Source organism: Olsenella urininfantis (assembly GCF_900155635.1).
Taxonomy (GTDB): Bacteria; Actinomycetota; Coriobacteriia; order Coriobacteriales; family Atopobiaceae; genus Olsenella_G; species Olsenella_G urininfantis.
This window is the reverse complement of record NZ_LT732540.1, coordinates 1,214,013-1,230,513: the sequence shown is the minus strand read 5'-3', so window position 1 is coordinate 1,230,513 and position 16,501 is coordinate 1,214,013. Positions and strand designations below refer to the sequence as shown.

Here is a 16,501-nt window from a genome sequence, read left to right as displayed (position 1 = left end):
GGTCCAGCCGCCCCGTCTGTGGCTACATGCAGCGGCAGATGGCGCCCCTCCAGCCGTCCAGGAGCCCCTCGGCCCGCTTCGGGTCCATCTGGGGCAGGAACTCCGCCCCTGAGGCATCAAGCGCGCGCAGCTCCTCCGTGCCGGACCAAAAGCCAGAGGTGAGCCCCGCCAGGTAGGCCGCGCCCAGCGAGGTGGTCTCTATGTTGCGAGGCCGGCAGATGGGGCGGCGCAGCACGTCTGCCTGGAACTGCAGGAGGAAGTCGTTGCGAGAGGCTCCCCCATCCACCTTCAGCGCCTGCAGGGCCACCCTGGAGTCGGCCTCCATGGCCCGCACGAGGTCGTGGCACTGGTAGGCGAGGGCCTCCAGCGCGGCACGCGCTATGTGCTCTGTCGTGGTCCCGCGCGTCAGGCCATAGATGAGGCCGCGCGCGTCGCTCTTCCAGTAGGGGGCGCCCAGGCCGGTGAAGGCGGGGACTATGTACACGCCTCCCGTGTCCGGCACGCTTCGCGCCATCCACTCGGTCTCCTCGGCAGACCTCAGGAGCCCCAGGCCGTCGCGCAGCCACTGGATGAGGGCGCCTGCCACGAACACGGAGCCCTCCAGGGCGTACTCCGTATGCCCCACGTTGGGAGGGGAGGCCACGATGGTGGTCACCAGGTTGTTCTCGGACACGGCGGGCGTGGCCCCGGTGTGCATGAGCAGGAAGCAGCCCGTGCCATAGGTGCTCTTGGCCTGGCCAGCCTCGAAGCAGCACTGGCCGAAGAGGGCGGCCTGCTGGTCCCCGGCGACGCCCGCGAGGGGGATGCCCGCCGGGATGCCGGGGTAGCTCGTCTCGCCGAACACGCTTGCCGAGGGCAGGACCTGGGGCATCATCTGGGCGGGGATGTCAAAGAGGTCCAGGAGCACCTGGTCCCAGTGGCCCTCGTGGATGTTGTAGAGCATGGTGCGGCTGGCGTTGGTGACGTCCGTCGCATGGACCAGCCCACCCGAGAGCACCCACAGGAGCCAGGTGTCAACGGTGCCAAAGACCAGCTCGCCCGCCTCGGCCCTCTCCCGCGCACCGTCCACGTTCTCCAGCAGCCAGCGGATCTTGGAGGCGGAGAAGTACGCATCGGGCAGCAGGCCCGTCTTGGCCTGGATCATGGCGCGCGTCTCGGGGCTCCCGCAGAGCTCCTCCACCATGCCGGCGGTGCGCCGGCACTGCCAGACGATGGCGTTGGCGATGGGCTCGCCCGTGGTGGGATCCCACACCATGGTGGTCTCTCGCTGGTTGTCTATGCCAATGGCGCTTACGTTCTCGTACGAGAGGGAATGCCGGCTCACCAGCTCGGTGAGGGCACCCAGCTGCGAGAGCAGGATTTCCTGCGGGTTGTGCTCGACCCAGCCGGGCTGGGGGTAGATCTGCTGGTAGCTGCGCTGCACGCAGTCAACCATCCTGCCCTGGCGGTCGATGAGCACGGCGCGTGACGAGGTTGTGCCCTGGTCCAGGGCAATGACGTACTTCTTGTCCATGCTTGGCTACCCTTCCCTAGGCCTCTGCCGCAGGGGTTGCCTGCGCCAGTGAGCACCTTCTTGCGGCCCAGGCTATGACGTCGGCGAAGACCTGGGCGCGCCCGTCCTCGTTGAGGATCTCATGTCGCATGCGCGCGTAGATCTTGCAGCTCACATCCCTGGAGCCCGCCCTCGTGGCGAGCTCTGCCGCCTGCTCAACCCCCACGCCCATGCCGCCCACCGCGTCCTCTCCTCCGGCTATGTAGTAGAGGGGCAGATCGGCCGGCACGCGCTGGGCGCACTTTAGGTCGCACACCTCGGCCGTGAGCTCGGTGAGGGTCGCGTACCCGCCTGCCGAGAAGGCAAAGCCGCAGGCTTCGTCGGCAATGTAGCGGTCCACGTTCTCTTGGTTGCGAGAGAGCCAGTCGAACTCCGTGCGTGCGTTGGGGATGGTGCTGGCGTATCCGCCGTCCGCCATGCCCCTGAGAAGCTTGCTCTTGTGTCGCTGACCGCGCAGGCGCGCTATGGCCCGCGCCAGGGCGTTGCCCGCCCGTGACACGGAGACGTCAACGCTGCCGGTGCCGCAGATGATGGCACCCGCCAGCCCCCCTGCGTGCTGGGAGATGTAGGCGCGCGTCACGAAGCTGCCCATGGAGTGGCCAAACACTATGTAAGGGGTACCCTTGCGCAGGTGGCTGGTCATAAGGGCGCGCAGGCGATGGACGTCCTCGACCAGGATGTCGCGACCACCGTGGGCGGGCAGGCACCCCCAGCGCTCGGGCGCGCAGCTCTGCCCATGGCCTATCTGGTCGTGGGCGCACACCACGAAGCCCGCATGCACCAGCGCGCGGGCGAACTCGTCGTAGCGCTCCTTGTGCTCGCACATGCCATGGACGACCTGTATTACCCCACGCGGCGCCAGGCGTGGCCCCACGTCGCCAGGAAGGGCGGACGACGACCACACGCAGGCATGTATCGTGCTGGTCTCGTCGCTTGAGGCAAAGCGCAGGGGCGTGAGGAGCACCTGATCCTGATTCACCTGCATCCCTCCAACCGGGCTGGGGCGGGCGCTGCCCGCAGAACCATGACGTAGATGGAGTATATGGATGCTGCAGACCCTCCAGGGCATCGGCTCCGTGGGCCGTGGCTTGCGGGCGGTGGGCGGACGCCCCCGTCCCGCCGCAAGATGCGAGGGCATGGCCTAGGAAGGAAGCCTACTCGTCGAAGAGGGGGTAGCTGCCCGGGAGCTCAAGCGGGGAGTCCGTTGCCACCACCACGTTGTTGTCCTGGTCGTAGGGCTCATCCGTACCGCAGGGCAGCACGTACACATGCGAGAATACCTCGCCCAGGTTGCCGCACACCTCGCGCAGCAGCGCAGATTCCGGCCCCTCGAGCGCGGAGACCACGTTGGAGAGGTAGCATCCGCCCTGATCCTCAAGGAGCCTGTGAACGCGCCGCGCCGCGTCCGGCCCCAAAAGCGACATCACCGGTTCCTGTCCCGAGAAGCAGTCGTTGCAGATGAGGTCGTAGCGGCCCGACCCCTCCTTCTCCAGGAACTTGCGGGCGTCCATGGCAAGGCTCCGCAGCCTGCCACCGGCATCTGGGCCACCGCAGCGCTCGTCGAGAAGGTCCAGGCCAAAGTAGTCGCGCGCGATCTTGGTGATCTGGGGGTCCACCTCCACCACGTCCACCCTGCAGTCTCCAAGGTGCGTGAGCAGCCAGATCGGCCAGGAGTAGGCGCCCCCTCCAAGCATGAGGACATGGCGGGGAGGCGAGAGAAGAGAGGTGACGTAGCGGTAGATGCGGTGGTATCCAAAGACGAGCTCGCCCCAGCCATCGCCGCGGTAGCAGGCGCTTTGCCAGCCCCCGCCAACCTCGAGAACCCGGATCGGGAGGCCCTCCTCGTCGCGGGTGTCGATCACCCGCGCGCGCCCAAACATTGTGTGTGGGAATTGTGCAGCGTATCGCTGGGATTTCAGCTTACGCAAGGTTCTGAGCAGCAAATCTACCAGCACGTATTCGCTCCCACGGGTCAAAATCATTCAAACAAATTTTTCATTTTATATCCGAGACGTGATTGTCGAGAAAGATATTGCAAGTCTTTTCTGCGAGTGGCATATTCTCCTCTGCGACGCGCAAGGGGCACGCCGTGTCGAAAGGATTGTCATGGCTGGACTGCATTGCGTTGACTGTGTCTTTGCAACTATCGCTCACGATGGGACCACCGGTCTGTGCCAGGGTCGTTGTAGCCGCGGCTACACGCTTGCTGACCCCCACGTGCACACCGCCCCCGACATGTTCTTCGCCGCCAACCCCGAGGTCCTCGTCCCTGTGGTCGACCCTCTGGGAAGGGAGTACTTCAGGACCAAGAACGTCTGCGAGTCCTATATGACCCCGCAGGACGCGATTGCCATCTCCGAGGCGGGCGAGGTCACTGCGAGCAAGACGTCTGCCGTGGCGCAGTTCCGCAGGGCCGCGAGCCGAGTGGCCGCCTCCTTCATCTAGGCAAGCGGAACCACCGGGAGCCACACAAGAGAAGGGCGGGCAACCCCAAAGGTTGCCCGCCCTTTGCATGCGTGCGTCGATGGGCCTAGGCCTTGGCGCCGCCGGGAATCTCGCCTGCGCAGTGGGGGCAGCGGGTTGCGCCCTCCTTGACCTCCTCGAGGCAGTGCGGGCAGACGGGGACGGCGGGGGCCGCCTTCTCCTGCTTTCCCCTGCCAAACCTGCTGGCCTGCTCCTGGAGCTTGTTGAGCGCCTTGACCATGCTGAAGACCACGAGGGCGATGATCAGGAAGTTGATGATGGCGGAGATGAACGCGCCGAAGTCGATGACCGTGTCTGCGTTCACGGGAATCTGCAGGCCAGAGACGCCTGAGGCGCCGCCCGTGATCAGGGTGATGAGTGGGTTGATGATGTTGGTCACGAGGGACGTGACGATGGCGGTGAAGGCGCCGCCGATGATGATGCCTACGGCCATGTCCATCACGTTGCCGCGCGCGATGAACTCCTTGAACTCGCTCATGAACTTCTTCATAGGTCCCCTCCATGGATCGGGCACAAAAAGCCCAAACATCAATGCAAGACAACTATAGCCCCATGGACGGGGCTATAGAGTCGGTGAAAGGCACATTTGATGCAATTTTGCTTACATATGGATGTCATCTTTCCTGACGTCTGGGACGGGTGAGCTCGACGGTGTCCAGGCAGACCGTGAAGGGGCCGTCGTTGACGAGAGACACCTGCATGTCGGCTCCGAAGACCCCCCTGCCCACGTGGAAGGAGTCCCCTTCGGCGAGCAGGCAGAACTGCTCGTAGAGGGAGCTTGCGAGCTCTGGGGCCGCGGCGGAGGTGAAGGACGGCCGTCTGCCCCTCCTGCAGTCCGCAAAGAGGGTGAACTGGCTCACCACCAGGAGCTCTCCCCCCACGTCCCCGAGCGAAAGGTTCACCTTGCCCTGCTCGTCATCGAAGATGCGCAGATGGGAGATCTTGTCCCAGAGCAGCTGCGCCTCTGCCGGCCCATCGCCCGGGGCCACGCCCAGAAGCACCAGGTAGCCGCGGCCGCAGCTGCCAACCTCCCTGCCCTCGACCTCCACCTTGGCCTGGCGCACGCGCTGTATGACCGCCCGCATGCCTAGCCCCTGAGACCGTAGATGTCGGAGAACTTCTCGCTGAGGTAGCTCGTGTAGTGTCGCGCCGAGAAGGGCTCCCCGCAGCTGTCCTGGATGAGCTCGCCGGAGTCCTTGGAGCGGCCGAAGCGCCAGATGCGGCTGCGCAGCCACTCGCGCACGGGGGAGAGATCCCCGCTTGCGAGCACGCCCTCCCAGTCCATCCCCTCCAGGATCATCTGGTGGCGCAGCTGCGCTCCGATGGCGCCGCCCAGGGCGTAGGTGGGGAAGTAGCCAAAGAGGCCGTCAGCCCAGTGTGTGTCCTGGAGGGCGCCCTCTGAGTCGCTCCTGACGTCAACCCCCAGGTACTCCTTGTACTTGGCGTTCCAGATGCCCGGGACGTCCTTGGCCCTGCACTCGCCCGAGAAGAGCATCTGCTCTATCTCGTAGCGGATGAGGATGTGCAGGGGGTAGGTGAGCTCGTCGGCCTCCGTGCGGATGGCCGACCCCTCGGCGCGGTTGCAGGCGAGGTAGAGCTGGTTGGGAGTCACGCGGCCCAGCTGCCCGCGGAAGTGCTTGGCCATGGCAGCCAGCAGGTGAGGGGCAAATGCGCGGTCGCGGCCCACGTAGTTCTCGAAGAAGCGCGACTGTGCCTCGTGCATGCCGGAGGAGGTGCCTCCCTTCAGCGAGGTGTAGCTGTAGCTGGGCTCCACCCCCAGCTCGTAGAGGGCGTGCCCGCCTTCGTGCAGCATGCTGTAGACGTTGGAGACCACGTCGTCCTCGTGCACGTGGGAGGCGATGATGCCGTAGTTCGAGGTCAGCGCATCCGAGTAGGGGTGCTCCGTCGAGGTGAGGAACATCTTCGAGGCGGGCAGGCCCTCCAGCTCCATGAGGTCGCGCGCAAGCTCCCACTGGCGTCTCTCGTCGAAGCGCCCCTCCACCACGGTGCGGGACGGCTGCCACCCCCGAGCGCGTACCTCGGCGAAGAGGGGAACCACGGTGTCCTTGACCTCCGAGAAGAAGCTATCGTAGAGCTTGCGGTCGCTGCCGTGCTCGAAGTCGTCGAGCCAGACGTCGTAGGGGTCGAGCTCGGGGCGCCGCAGCTTGGCCACCTTCACCATGCCGTCCACCACGCGGTCCAGGTAGGGCTCGAAGCTCGCCCAGTCGCCTGACGCCTTGGCGCGCCTCCACACGTCGTCGGACTCCGCCAGAAGGCGCGTGAGGCGGCCCTGCACCTCGCTGGGAACGTCAAGCAGGCGCGCGCGGTCGCGCTTGAGGATCCTCACCTGCGCCTCCTGGGTCTCGCTCAGGATGTGTCCCATGCCCGAGAGGCGCTCGAGCAGAGATCCCGTCTCCGGCGAGCAGAGCAGAGCCTGGTCCTCCTCCTCGAGTATGGCAAGCGCCTCCCCGCGGTCGCGCGTGGCGTCTGCGGGGTCTATGGAGGGACCGTAGCAGGAGATGCCGACCTGTGCGTAGCGGTGCGCGAAGAGGTGGCGCTCAAGCTCGTCCAGGGCGGCGATGTCGGCCTTGGGGTTGGCGATGGCCGCCGGCGCGGGGCGCTCGGGCATGCCGGAAGAGGGCTGCCTGGAGGCCGCCTCGCCGCCCGTGCCCTCGGGAGCTCCCTGCAAGGGCTCGCTGGGGTCCTGCGTGGTCTTGCCGTCTTCCATGGACGTCCGCCCTTCTTCCGGCCGCCGCGTGGCGGCTCTGCTGTTCATGCTGGCACACAGTCTAGCGCGGACGTGTGCCGGACCTCAGAAGCTCCAGCGTTTCTACGGCCGCTTTTGTCGGGGCCGTGGCGCCGGAGGGGGCCGCCAGGAGAGATACTAGAGGCCAGTATCCAAGCGACGAGAGGAGAGGTCTCATGGCTGCACTGGAGCCGGTGTGCGCCGCCTGCGCCAAGAGGGAGAACGCCTGCGCGCTGGGCATCGACGTGGGGGGCACTTCCATCAAGGCGGGTCTTTTGACCTGCACGGGGGAGGTCCTTGCCACGGCAAAGGTCCCCACGGGGAGAATCGTGGGCCAGGAGGCCTTCAAGAAGATCGCCCAGGGTCTTTCTGGGCTGGTGGAACGCGCGGGAAGGGTTGCCGAGGACGTGGTGGCGGTGGGGCTCGACGTGCCTGGGCCCGTGGACGACCGGGGCAACGTGGGCATGCTCGCCAACATAGAGCTTGACCCAGACGGCCTCTGCATGGCCCTCAGGGACGCCTTCCCCGAGGCAACCCTCGCCTTCGTGAACGACGCCAACGCGGCCGCCCTGGGCGAGCTCTGGCGTGGGTCTGCCAAGGGCGTCGACAGCTTCGTGATGGTCACGCTGGGGACGGGCGTGGGCGGCGGCGTGGTCGTGGGCGGACGGCTCGTCCCGGGCGCCTTTGGCGCCGGCGGCGAGATCGGCCACATGACCGTGGTGAAGGAGGGTGAGGGGCGCACCTGCGGTTGCGGCAGGCACGGTTGCCTGGAGCAGTATGCCTCCGCAAAGGGCCTGGTGTGGCTCTACCGCGACGAGTGCGCAAGGCGCTCCTGCGCTCCCGTTGCGCTTGCCCACGAGACGGACGCCCTGGCGGTCTTCGACGCCCTGCGCGCCGGCGACGCCTGCGCGGACGCCGCGGTCTCTCGCATGTGCGAGCATCTGGGCTACGCCCTCGCGCAGGTCTCCACCATCATCGACCCCGCGGTCTATCTCGTAGGCGGCGGCGTCGCGGGCGCCTTCGACCTGTACGCCGAGCGCCTCTCTGCAAGCTTCCGGGCGCACTGCCTGGCCCCCTCCTCCGCCACCCGCATCCTGCCCTGCAGCCTGGGCAACGACGCGGGAATGTATGGCGTGGCATACGAGGCGCTGAGACAGGCGGGCCTCGCCTAGGGCCCGGTCGTTGGTGGTATCCTGTCCCCATGGCTTGCGTTTGGCGAGCAGTCGAGATGCACGGAAGGCGGCCCGGATACCTGGCGGCCCGGCAGCAAAGGAGCAGCCCATGAGAGATTTCGTCAAGGCGTCCCACGTCTTTTTGGACAATCCCGCCAAGAGCGTGGACGAGGCCCTGGAGTTCCTGTCCCAGAAGTCCGTCGAGCTGGGCATCGCGGATGACGCGCAGTCCGTCCTGGATGCCTTCAGGGCCCGCGAGGCCGAGGGCACCACGGGCATGATGGAGGGCTTCGCCATCCCGCACGCAAAGACCGACGCCATCAAGGAGGCCGCGGTCCTCGTCGCCAAGTTCGCTGGCGACATCGAGTGGGAGTCCATGGACAACAAGCCCATCAAAGTGGCCATCGCCCTGTGCGTTCCCGGGGGAGAGGCGGGCACCACGCATCTCCAGCTGCTGTCCAAGGTGGCCATCATGCTCATGGACGAGGGCTTCCGCGCCAGCGCCCTTGCCGGCACGGACGAGGCCTCCATCGCGGAGCTCATCAACGGCGGCCTGGACTAGGCTCCTTCACATGGTCTGACCTCAGGACCCTGCGGCCTTGGCCGTGGGGTCCTTCTCGTGCGAGAGGCCCGCTCGCCTATACTGGGGTACATCAAACAAGACGTCCGCCGCCAAGGAGGCAGCCATGGCACAGGAGCAGGAGACGCTCTACGTCAAGTCAGGCCACATCGTCCTTCCGGGGGGCGTCGTCGCCTCGGGCTACCTTCCCGTCGCCGATGGCGTGTTTCGCCCCGTGACGCAGGAGGCGAAGGCCGGCGCTCGGGTGCTCGACCGCAGCGACCGCTGGATCGCCCCAGGCTTTGTGGACACGCACGTGCATGGCTTTGCGGGCCACGACGTCATGGACTGCGACCCCGAGGGCATCAACGCCGCCAGCCTCGAGCTTGCCCGTCACGGCACCACCTCCTGGACGCCCACGACGCTGACCCAGTCCGCGGATGAGATCGAGCGTGCCTGCGCCAGCGTGCACGAGGCCGCCGACTCGCGCGACGAGGACTTCCTCGGGGCGCGCATAGAGGGCATCTTCCTCGAGGGGCCCTTCTTCACCTGCGAGCATGCCGGCGCCCAGAATCCCGACCACATGTGCGACCCCTCCGTGGAGCTCTTCCGTCGCTGGCAGGAGGCGGCCCATGGCCTCATATGCAGGAGCTCCATCGCCCCTGAGCGCGAGGGGAGCGCAGAGTACTGCGCGCGCATGCGCGAGATGGGCGTGGCCGTGGCGCTGGGGCATTCGTCGGCGAGCTTCGAGGAAGGCATGGCCGCCGTCGCTGCTGGCGCCAACTCCTTCGTTCACGCCTACAATGCCATGAGCGGCCTTGCCCACAGGGCCCCTGGCCTGGTGGGATGCGCCATGGCAGCGGGCGACACCTTCGCGGAGCTCATCTGTGATGGCATGCACGTGCATCCCGGCGCCGTGCGCGCGCTGACCAACGCCAAGGGCTGGCGGCACATCTCGCTCGTCTCCGACTGCCTGCGCTGCGGCGGCATGCCCGACGGCGACTACATGCTGGGAGACTTCCCCATCCGCCTCGCAGAGGGCATCGCGCGCCTGCTGAGGGAGGATGGGGGCGCCGGCAACATCGCGGGGTCCGTGCTTACGCTGGCGGCCGCGGTCAAGAACGTGGTCGACTGGGGCGTCGCCTCTCCTGATCAGGCCATGCGCATGGCAAGCGAGATTCCCGCCCGGATGTCCGGCATAGACGACTGCTGCGGCAGCATCCTCGCCGGACGCTGCGCCGACTTCAACGTGCTCTCGCCCTCCATGGAGCTCGAGGAGACCTACCTGGGCGGCGTACTGGTCAGGTAGTCTCGGGCCGGACGGCTTCGGGGGCGGCCCCGCGCGCCCCCTGCCGGCGCGGCGCGCAGCCCTTTGGGCCTAGCGTCTCTTGGCTAGCCATTCGCAGAGAAGGTCCAGGTAGCGGGTCCTGTCCTCGGCAAAGCACATGTGACGGCAGTTCGCGAAGAGCTCCCAGCGTGAGTCCGCGATGCCATCTGCCAGCTGCTTCGCCACCAGGGGGGAGCAGAGGTCCTGGGTCCCGCTGATGACGAGGGCGGGGCAGGAGACCTCGTCCAGCCTGCCCGCGTACTCGTATCCCGCAAGGGTCCCCGAGGGCATAAGCTCGTTGTCGCCCCAGGCGCACACGTAGGCCTCGCGCCCCGACCTCTTGGGCCTGCGCAGGCACTCGGGGCTGTCCCCGTCGGGCTCCCCGGCGCTGAAGAGCTCCATGAGGCGTGCCTCTGCCGCGCGAAACTCGGGGTCATCGAAGCGGCCGCTCGCCTCGGCCCTCGCGTAGGCCTCCTGCTCCTGCGCGCTCAGGTAGCGCAGCCTTCGGTGGCCCTCCGCAGACCAGAGCGAGGCCGAGGCGAGGGTGCTCGAGAGGATCACGGACTCCACGCCTCGCGCCTTGCGGTCGCAGAGGTACATGATGGCCAGCATGCCTCCCCAGGACTGCCCCAGGAGGTGCACGTGCGCAAGGCCAAGGTCCTCCCGCAGCCGGGCCAGCTCGTCCAGCCAGGTGCCCGCCTGCCAGAGCTCGGGCATGCCCGCCATGCGATCGTCCCACGAGAGGCCGCATCCTAGCTGGTCGTACATCACTATGCTGCGACCGCTCGCCTCGGCAAGCTCGTCGAGCAGCTCGAAGTAGTTATGGGTGGAGCCGGGGCCGCCGTGCAGCAGGACGAGGCTCGCCTTGTCCCGCGCGGCAGACTCCGGCTCCACGATGCGGTAGTAGGTCTCGAACCCCTGCCAAGCCATCTTCCCCTCGCGCACGCGCATGTCTGCTCCTCTCCGGGCGCCTCTGTCTTGAGAGGATTATGCGGCATGTGCGAGGGGCGGCGCCATTCCCGGCTAGCTCCTGAGAGACTGCTCCCTGAGGAAGCCGCCCGTCTCCAGCTCGTGGAAGGCGTCCACGAGCTCCTCGCGTTGGCGGGCCGTCCCAGGCGACGGGCTGGCAGGCCCTTTTCCCATCTCGGACCACCTTCTGCCTACTTGGCCGTCAGTTGGTGGCCTACAGACGAGAGGCCGGCGGAGCCCATCGCACGGTCTTCTCCCAATTCCATGTGACGTCGGCGTGTTGATTCGGCAGACGTTAGCAAAGTTCCTGTCGAGCGGGTATCAGCCCATAAAATGGAATCTAAGTTCATTTTATGGATGAGCGGAGGCCGGGCAGAGGGCCCGACGCAGGCAGGAGATGAGCTGTGGTGGGCGAGAAGCACCCCTACAAGACCAGGCAGCGCCAGGCGGTCTCGGATTTCCTCTCAGCACACAGGGACAGGTACCTCAGCGTGGACGACGTGTTTGGCCTCATGCGCGCCGAGGGCCAGGGCGTGGGTCGCACCACTGCCTACCGCACCCTCGAGTCTCTGGCTACCGAGGGCTGCGTGGCCAAGGTGGTAGCCCCTGGGGGAGGGGAGTCGCGCTATCGCCTGATCGATCCCGAGAGAAGGGACGAGGGCCAGCTCGTCTGCCTGAGCTGCGGTCGAGCGATTCCCCTTGACTGCGAGATGCTTCCCGAGTTCTACCAGCACGTCGAGGGCGAGCACGGCTTCAAGATCGACTTCTCTCGCACGGTCCTCTACGGCCTCTGCGAGAGCTGCCGCAAAGGCGACTAGGCGCCTGCGCCTGTTGCCGGGTTCCCAAGCCAACCCATTCCTAAGGAGGAATTTCATGCACAGCACCCGTAGCACTCGTTTCTTTGGTCCCGTCATGTCCCGTCGCGGTGCGCTTGCCTTTGCCGCCGCCACCGCGCCTGCGCTGCTTGCCGGCTGCGCCGCCTCGCAGCCAGGAGACGGCAAGACCGAGGGCAAGGACGCAGGATCGAAGAAGATCAAGGTGATCGCCAGCTTCTACTCCATGTATGACTTCGCCAGCAAGATTGCCGGAGATCGCGCCGAGGTCAGCTGCCTTGTCCCCTCGGGTACCGAGCCTCACGACTGGGAGCCCTCCACCACTGACCTCAAGTCCCTGGAGGAGGCGGACGTGCTGGTGTACAACGGCGCCGGCATGGAGCACTGGGTGGAGGACACCCTCAAGGGCCTGAGCAACGACAAGCTCGTGGTGGTCGAGGCAAGCCAGGACGTCAAGCTGCTGGAGCTCAGCGCCGAGGCCATGGAGCATGAGGAGCACGAGCACGAGGGCCATGACCACGACCACGACCACGGGTCCACCGACCCGCACTGCTGGCTGGCTCCCTCCAATGCGGCCATCGAGATGAAGAACATCTGCGAGGGCCTCATCAAGGCAGACCCAGAGGGCAAGGAGACCTATCAGGCCAACTTCGAGAAGTGGGAGAAGGAGTGCGTCTCCCTCGACGGCGAGTACTTCAAGAGGCTCGAGGCCCTGCCCGGGAGGACCATCGTGGTGAGCCACGAGGCCTTCGGCTACCTCTGCAGCCAGTATGGCCTCACGCAGATGGCCATCGAGGGCATCGAGGCGGACAGCGAGCCCGACGCCCAGAAGATGGCCGAGATAGTCGAGTTCGTCAAGAAGAACAACGTGAAGGTCATCTTTACCGAGGAGCTTGTCAGCCCCAAGGTCGCGCAGTCGATCGCCGAGGCATCCGGTGCCACCGTCGAGGAGCTCAACCCTCTGGAGGGCCTCTCCGAGGAGGACATCGCCGCCGGCAAGGACTACTTCTCCGTCATGCGCTCAAACCTCGACGCGCTCGAAAAGGCGCTTGCCTAATGCCTGACGGCACCGCGAAGCCGGTGAGCCTGCGCGGCGTCTCGTTCTCCTATCGGGGAACCGAGGTGCTGCGCGGGCTTGACCTGGAGCTCTCCGAGGGCCAGGTCTGTGCCCTGGTGGGGGACAACGGGGCGGGCAAGTCCACCATCGCGCGGCTGGTGGTGGGCGAGCTCGCTCCCGCCTCGGGATCGGTTCTGCTCTTCGGCCAGAACGCCCAGCGCTTTCGCAACTGGGCGCTGGTGGGGTATGTGCCCCAGCTGCCGCCCGAGGCGGTCTCGCGCTTCCCCGCGAGCGTCTTCGAGCTGGTCGACGCGAGCCAGTACGCCAGCGGACGCGGCCTGAGAGCCAGGCAGAGGCGCGAGCGCAGCCTGGAGGCCCTGGGGCGCGTGGGCATGGATGGCTATGGGAGGCGCCTGGTCAGGGAGCTCTCCGGCGGTCAGCTCCAGCGTGTGCGGCTGGCCTGCGCTCTGGTGGGCGACCCGCGCCTGCTGGTGCTCGACGAGCCTGCCAACGGCTTGGACAAGGAGAGCCGCGAGGTCTTCTACCGTCTGGTGAGCCAGGCGCATGCCGAGAGGGGCATGGCGGTCCTTCTCGTCACCCATGACCTGGCCCCCCTCGAGCAGCTGGGCTGCCAGGTGGTGGAGGTCGCGGGCGGCCTTGCGCACAAGAGCCACGGCGCCGCCCTGGGGGTGGTCTAGTTGCTGGGGTACGTCTTCATGCAGAGGAGCCTGCTGGTGGGCGTGCTCCTGGGCATCGTGATCCCCCTCGTGGGCGTGACCGTGGTGCTGAAGCGCCTCTCCATGATCGGTGACGCGCTCTCGCACACCTCGCTTGCCGGCGTTGCGGGCGGCATGGTGGCGGGCGTCAACCCCGTGGCCGGCGCGGTCACGGCCTGCCTGGCGGGAGCGCTTTGCATCGAGGCCATCCGTCGGCGCTTCCGCGAGCAGTCCGAGCTTGCCGTGGCGATCGTGATGGCAACGGGCATCGGGCTTGCGGGCGTGCTGTCTGGGTTCGTGCCCAACGCGTCCAGCTTCAACAGCTTCATGTTCGGCAGCATCCTCACGGTGAGCCCCGAGGAGACCCTCTCCATAGTGGCCATCTCCGCACTCGCGTTGCTGCTCTGCGCCCTGGGGCATCGGGAGCTCTTCCTCATGTCCTTCGACGAGAGGCACGCCCGCGCGGCCGGCGTGCCCACCGATGTTGCCAACGTGGCGTTCGTGGTGGTGGTCGCGCTGGTGGTCGCCGTGGCCTCTCGCACGGTCGGCTCGCTCATCGTGTCCTCGATGATGGTGGTGCCCGTTGCCTGCGCGCTGCAGCTGGCGCGCAGCTGGAGGCAGACCTGCGTCATCGCCAGCCTCGTGGGCGTGCTGACCACCGTGCTTGGCCTGGTGGTCTCGTTCTACGCCGGGCTCAAGCCCGGTGGCACCATCGTCCTGATGGCTGTCGCCCTGCTTCTGCTGGTCTTCCTGGGGAAGAAGCTGGCTTCTCTCGCACGATAGCCGCAGCGCGCGGGCCTGCCTATCGTTGACCTGCCGCCAGGGGCGTCCCCGCAACAGAGAACGCGCCGTGCCAGGCTGGTGGCACGGCGCGCATTCCTCTCCACGGCCAGGCCCCCACCTGGTCGTCCTACCTACCGGCAGCGCCAACGCGTGACGCTGCCGGGTAGAAGGCGAGGGGGTGTGCCGGAGGGCGGGCGCGTGGCCCGGGGAATCCTCCGGCGGGGGCTGCCCTATGGCATGCTACCCAAGTTGGCGGCCGAAAAACCTCCGGGCGTTGTCAAAGAAGATCTTCTGGCAGGTCTCTTGCCCAAAGCGTGCGCGCATGAGCTGCCAGAAGCCTCCCATGGTCTGGGAGCCGTCCAGCCACGTCGGCACCGTTGAGCCGTCGTAGTCGCTGCCCAGCGCCAGAACGTCCTCCCCTCCCAGGTCAAGAAAGTGCTCGACGTGCGCTGCCAGCTCGTCGAAGCTCACCTCGTCCTGGGCGCCGACCGCCTCATGGCCATGGCCAAGCCGCTCGGTGATGAAGCCGCGGTAGTAGTTGAGACCCACCAGCCCACCGCGTGCCACGATGGCCCTGAACTGGTCGTCCGTGAGGTTGCGTGGGTGTCCGCAGACGCTGCGGCTGTTGGAGTGCGATGCCACGAACGGGGCGTCCGTCAGGGCAAGAAGGTCCGAGAAGCCCTGGTCGTTGAGGTGGCTCACGTCCACGACCATGCCTAGCTCGAGCATGTGCCGTACTGCCTCTCTCCCAAAGGCGGAGATGCCGTCTGTGGTGTCGTTCCCGCTGGCGATGGAGTTCTTCCCGTTCCAGCAGAGCGTGACCATGCGCACGCCGTCCTCGTGCATGCGGTCCAGGTAGGAGAGGTCCTCCTGCACGGGGCTTGCGCCCTCCACCGCAAGGAGCGCGGCCACGCGTCCCGCCCCGAGCGCCTTGTCGATGTCCGTCGCGCTGAGCACCTGGCTCACATCATGGGGATGCGCCTCCATCTGGCCCTTGAAGTACGCGCAGGCGCGCTCATAGAAGGCCCGTTGGCTCAGGCCCAGGCCCATGAGGTCGTCGGGCACCCAGATTGCGTAGCACTGGCACCAGCCGCCTTGCGCCGCTGCCGACATGCGCTCCGTTGCAAGCGCCAGGTTGTTCGAGCGGATGTCCCCGCTTGGCCGCTCGGACAGGTAGGGGAGAAACCTCGCCTCGTCAGCCATGCAGAGGCTGTCTATGGTGTCGCAGTGAAGGTCGAACACGCGCATGGGGTCTCCTCTCGTGGGGCATGCTCTATGGCGTCAAACTATAGTCATGCCGTCCCCCCCGGCGCGCCGGCCGCGGGGGACGGACATGCGCTTGCAAACATCTGGAGGAGATTCCATGCCCGAGCTTCCAAGGCCCAAACTGATCCTGACCGACATCGACGGGACCATCCTGCCCTATGGCCAGAAGGCGGTCGGTCAAGAGGTGTTGAGGTCCTTTCACCGGGCGCTGGACGCAGACATCCTCATTGGCCCTGCCAGCGGTCGCGGCAGGCAGTGGGTGGAGCCGCTCCTCTGCCATGACAGCGCCTGCTACGACACGGCCCTCGCGTCCAACGGCATGGAGCTCTACCTGGGTGGTGAGAGGTTCCACGAGGAGCTCCTGCCAACCGAGGCGCTCGGCCAGCTTGCTGAGGAGCTGCGCCATGTGGACGGTGCCGGCCTGCTCTACTTCAGAGGCGCAGACCCGCTGCTGGTGGAAGGCTCCCTCTGTGAGCTTGAGAAGTGCTTCCCAGCCTACGCGAGCCGCGCCGCGCGCGTGGAGAGCCTGCCGCGGGAGCCCACCATCAAGGCCAACGTCTTCCTGAATGCCGGCGTGGACGAGATGCGACGCCTGGCAGACCGTCTGGAGCAGGCCGTCCCCGCACTCAGCTTTGACGTGCCCCAGCCAGGTTGGCTCAACGTCATGACCCGGGGCTGGGGCAAGGCCGCGGCCATCGACCTCATGTGCCAGCGACTGCAGATCGGCCTGGACGAGGTGGTGGCCTTTGGTGACGGCGGCAACGACGTGTCCATGCTGTCCCATGTGCCCAACTCCTTTGCGGTTGCCGGCGCCGTGGCCGAGGCAAGGGAGGCTGCCCGCTGGGTGATCGGTCCCGTCGAGGAGGATGCCGTGCCGGCGGCGATCGAGGCCCTCGTTTGCGGGGAGCTGCCAGACGTCCTCGCCTAGGCATGCCCATGGAACCCTGTTGCGGCTGACGCCCCTTTCCCGCCGCTCACCCCCCCCCTCTGCCGTCAGGCCACCTTCTCGCATGGGCGCTTGGTTGACGTGTGCATTA

The 16,501-nt window shown here is 66.8% G+C and carries 17 protein-coding genes; 9 read left to right on the top strand and 8 right to left on the bottom strand.

Features of this window, described 5'->3' with window-relative positions; genetic code table 11:
* Positions 1-22: 22 nt before the first annotated feature.
* The 3 genes from glpK to CZ375_RS05685 form a co-directional block, all read right to left on the bottom strand.
* On the bottom strand, positions 23-1,513 hold the full coding sequence (gene glpK, locus CZ375_RS05695) for a glycerol kinase GlpK (protein WP_077598296.1): 1,491 nt from the start codon (positions 1,511-1,513) through the stop codon (positions 23-25).
* Positions 1,514-1,529: 16 nt separating this feature from the next.
* Complete coding sequence (locus CZ375_RS05690) at positions 1,530-2,531, bottom strand: alpha/beta fold hydrolase (RefSeq protein ID WP_234966903.1); 1,002 nt, start codon at positions 2,529-2,531, stop codon at positions 1,530-1,532.
* A gap of 175 nt (positions 2,532-2,706) precedes the next feature.
* Complete coding sequence (locus CZ375_RS05685; RefSeq protein WP_143803083.1) at positions 2,707-3,414, bottom strand: spermidine synthase; 708 nt, start codon at positions 3,412-3,414, stop codon at positions 2,707-2,709.
* A gap of 244 nt (positions 3,415-3,658) precedes the next feature.
* On the opposite strand from CZ375_RS05685, the gene CZ375_RS05680 reads away from it, so the two are divergent.
* Positions 3,659-3,997 carry a hypothetical protein gene (locus CZ375_RS05680; RefSeq protein WP_200799704.1) on the top strand — a complete coding sequence of 113 codons (339 nt, stop codon included), beginning with the start codon at positions 3,659-3,661 and terminating at the stop codon, positions 3,995-3,997.
* An 85-nt stretch (positions 3,998-4,082) separates the two neighbouring features.
* Here the strand turns inward: CZ375_RS05680 and mscL are convergent, their stop codons facing one another.
* From mscL to CZ375_RS05665, 3 genes are all read right to left on the bottom strand, one after another.
* Positions 4,083-4,526, bottom strand: coding sequence for a large conductance mechanosensitive channel protein MscL (gene mscL, locus CZ375_RS05675; RefSeq protein ID WP_077598293.1), 444 nt, complete (start codon positions 4,524-4,526; stop codon positions 4,083-4,085).
* Between the two features lie 124 nt (positions 4,527-4,650).
* The gene (gene dtd, locus CZ375_RS05670) at positions 4,651-5,121 is read right to left on the bottom strand and encodes a D-aminoacyl-tRNA deacylase (protein WP_077598292.1); all 471 of its coding nucleotides are present in this window, start codon (positions 5,119-5,121) and stop codon (positions 4,651-4,653) included.
* Between the two features lie 2 nt (positions 5,122-5,123).
* Positions 5,124-6,764 (bottom strand): carboxypeptidase M32, encoded by a 1,641-nt coding sequence (locus CZ375_RS05665; protein WP_097677387.1) that lies wholly within the window; start codon positions 6,762-6,764, stop codon positions 5,124-5,126.
* Between the two features lie 194 nt (positions 6,765-6,958).
* Between CZ375_RS05665 and CZ375_RS05660 the strand changes: the two genes are divergently transcribed.
* The 3 genes from CZ375_RS05660 (at position 6,959) to nagA (ending at position 9,822) form a co-directional block, all read left to right on the top strand.
* Positions 6,959-7,954 (top strand): ROK family protein, encoded by a 996-nt coding sequence (locus CZ375_RS05660; RefSeq protein WP_077598291.1) that lies wholly within the window; start codon positions 6,959-6,961, stop codon positions 7,952-7,954.
* Positions 7,955-8,063: 109 nt separating this feature from the next.
* A complete protein-coding gene (locus CZ375_RS05655; RefSeq protein ID WP_077598290.1) occupies positions 8,064-8,516 on the top strand; it encodes a fructose PTS transporter subunit IIA in 453 nt (150 codons plus the stop codon).
* 124 nt (positions 8,517-8,640) lie between these two features.
* Positions 8,641-9,822 carry an N-acetylglucosamine-6-phosphate deacetylase gene (gene nagA / locus CZ375_RS05650; protein WP_077598289.1) on the top strand — a complete coding sequence of 394 codons (1,182 nt, stop codon included), beginning with the start codon at positions 8,641-8,643 and terminating at the stop codon, positions 9,820-9,822.
* A 69-nt stretch (positions 9,823-9,891) separates the two neighbouring features.
* Here nagA and pepI read toward each other — a convergent pair whose 3' ends face one another.
* The gene (pepI, locus tag CZ375_RS05645) at positions 9,892-10,791 is read right to left on the bottom strand and encodes a proline iminopeptidase (protein ID WP_077598288.1); all 900 of its coding nucleotides are present in this window, start codon (positions 10,789-10,791) and stop codon (positions 9,892-9,894) included.
* Between the two features lie 425 nt (positions 10,792-11,216).
* Here pepI and CZ375_RS05640 point away from each other — a divergent pair, with 425 nt between their 5' ends.
* Genes CZ375_RS05640 through CZ375_RS05625 form a run of 4 tightly spaced genes read left to right on the top strand, consistent with a single transcriptional unit; the run spans position 11,217 to position 14,198 of the window.
* Positions 11,217-11,627, top strand: coding sequence for a Fur family transcriptional regulator (locus CZ375_RS05640; RefSeq protein WP_077598773.1), 411 nt, complete (start codon positions 11,217-11,219; stop codon positions 11,625-11,627).
* A 55-nt stretch (positions 11,628-11,682) separates the two neighbouring features.
* Positions 11,683-12,699 (top strand): metal ABC transporter substrate-binding protein, encoded by a 1,017-nt coding sequence (locus CZ375_RS05635; protein ID WP_077598287.1) that lies wholly within the window; start codon positions 11,683-11,685, stop codon positions 12,697-12,699.
* On the top strand, positions 12,699-13,397 hold the full coding sequence (locus tag CZ375_RS05630; RefSeq protein WP_077598286.1) for a metal ABC transporter ATP-binding protein: 699 nt from the start codon (positions 12,699-12,701) through the stop codon (positions 13,395-13,397). Before CZ375_RS05635 ends, CZ375_RS05630 begins: the two co-directional genes overlap by 1 nt.
* Entirely contained in the window at positions 13,398-14,198 is an 801-nt protein-coding gene (locus CZ375_RS05625) for a metal ABC transporter permease (RefSeq protein WP_097677385.1), read from the top strand. It begins immediately after the preceding gene.
* Between the two features lie 240 nt (positions 14,199-14,438).
* Here CZ375_RS05625 and CZ375_RS05620 read toward each other — a convergent pair whose 3' ends face one another.
* Positions 14,439-15,446, bottom strand: a complete 1,008-nt coding sequence (locus tag CZ375_RS05620; protein ID WP_077598285.1) for a dipeptidase — start codon at positions 15,444-15,446, stop codon at positions 14,439-14,441.
* 115 nt (positions 15,447-15,561) lie between these two features.
* On the opposite strand from CZ375_RS05620, the gene CZ375_RS05615 reads away from it, so the two are divergent.
* On the top strand, positions 15,562-16,392 hold the full coding sequence (locus CZ375_RS05615; protein ID WP_077598284.1) for an HAD family hydrolase: 831 nt from the start codon (positions 15,562-15,564) through the stop codon (positions 16,390-16,392).
* Positions 16,393-16,501: the final 109 nt, after the last annotated feature.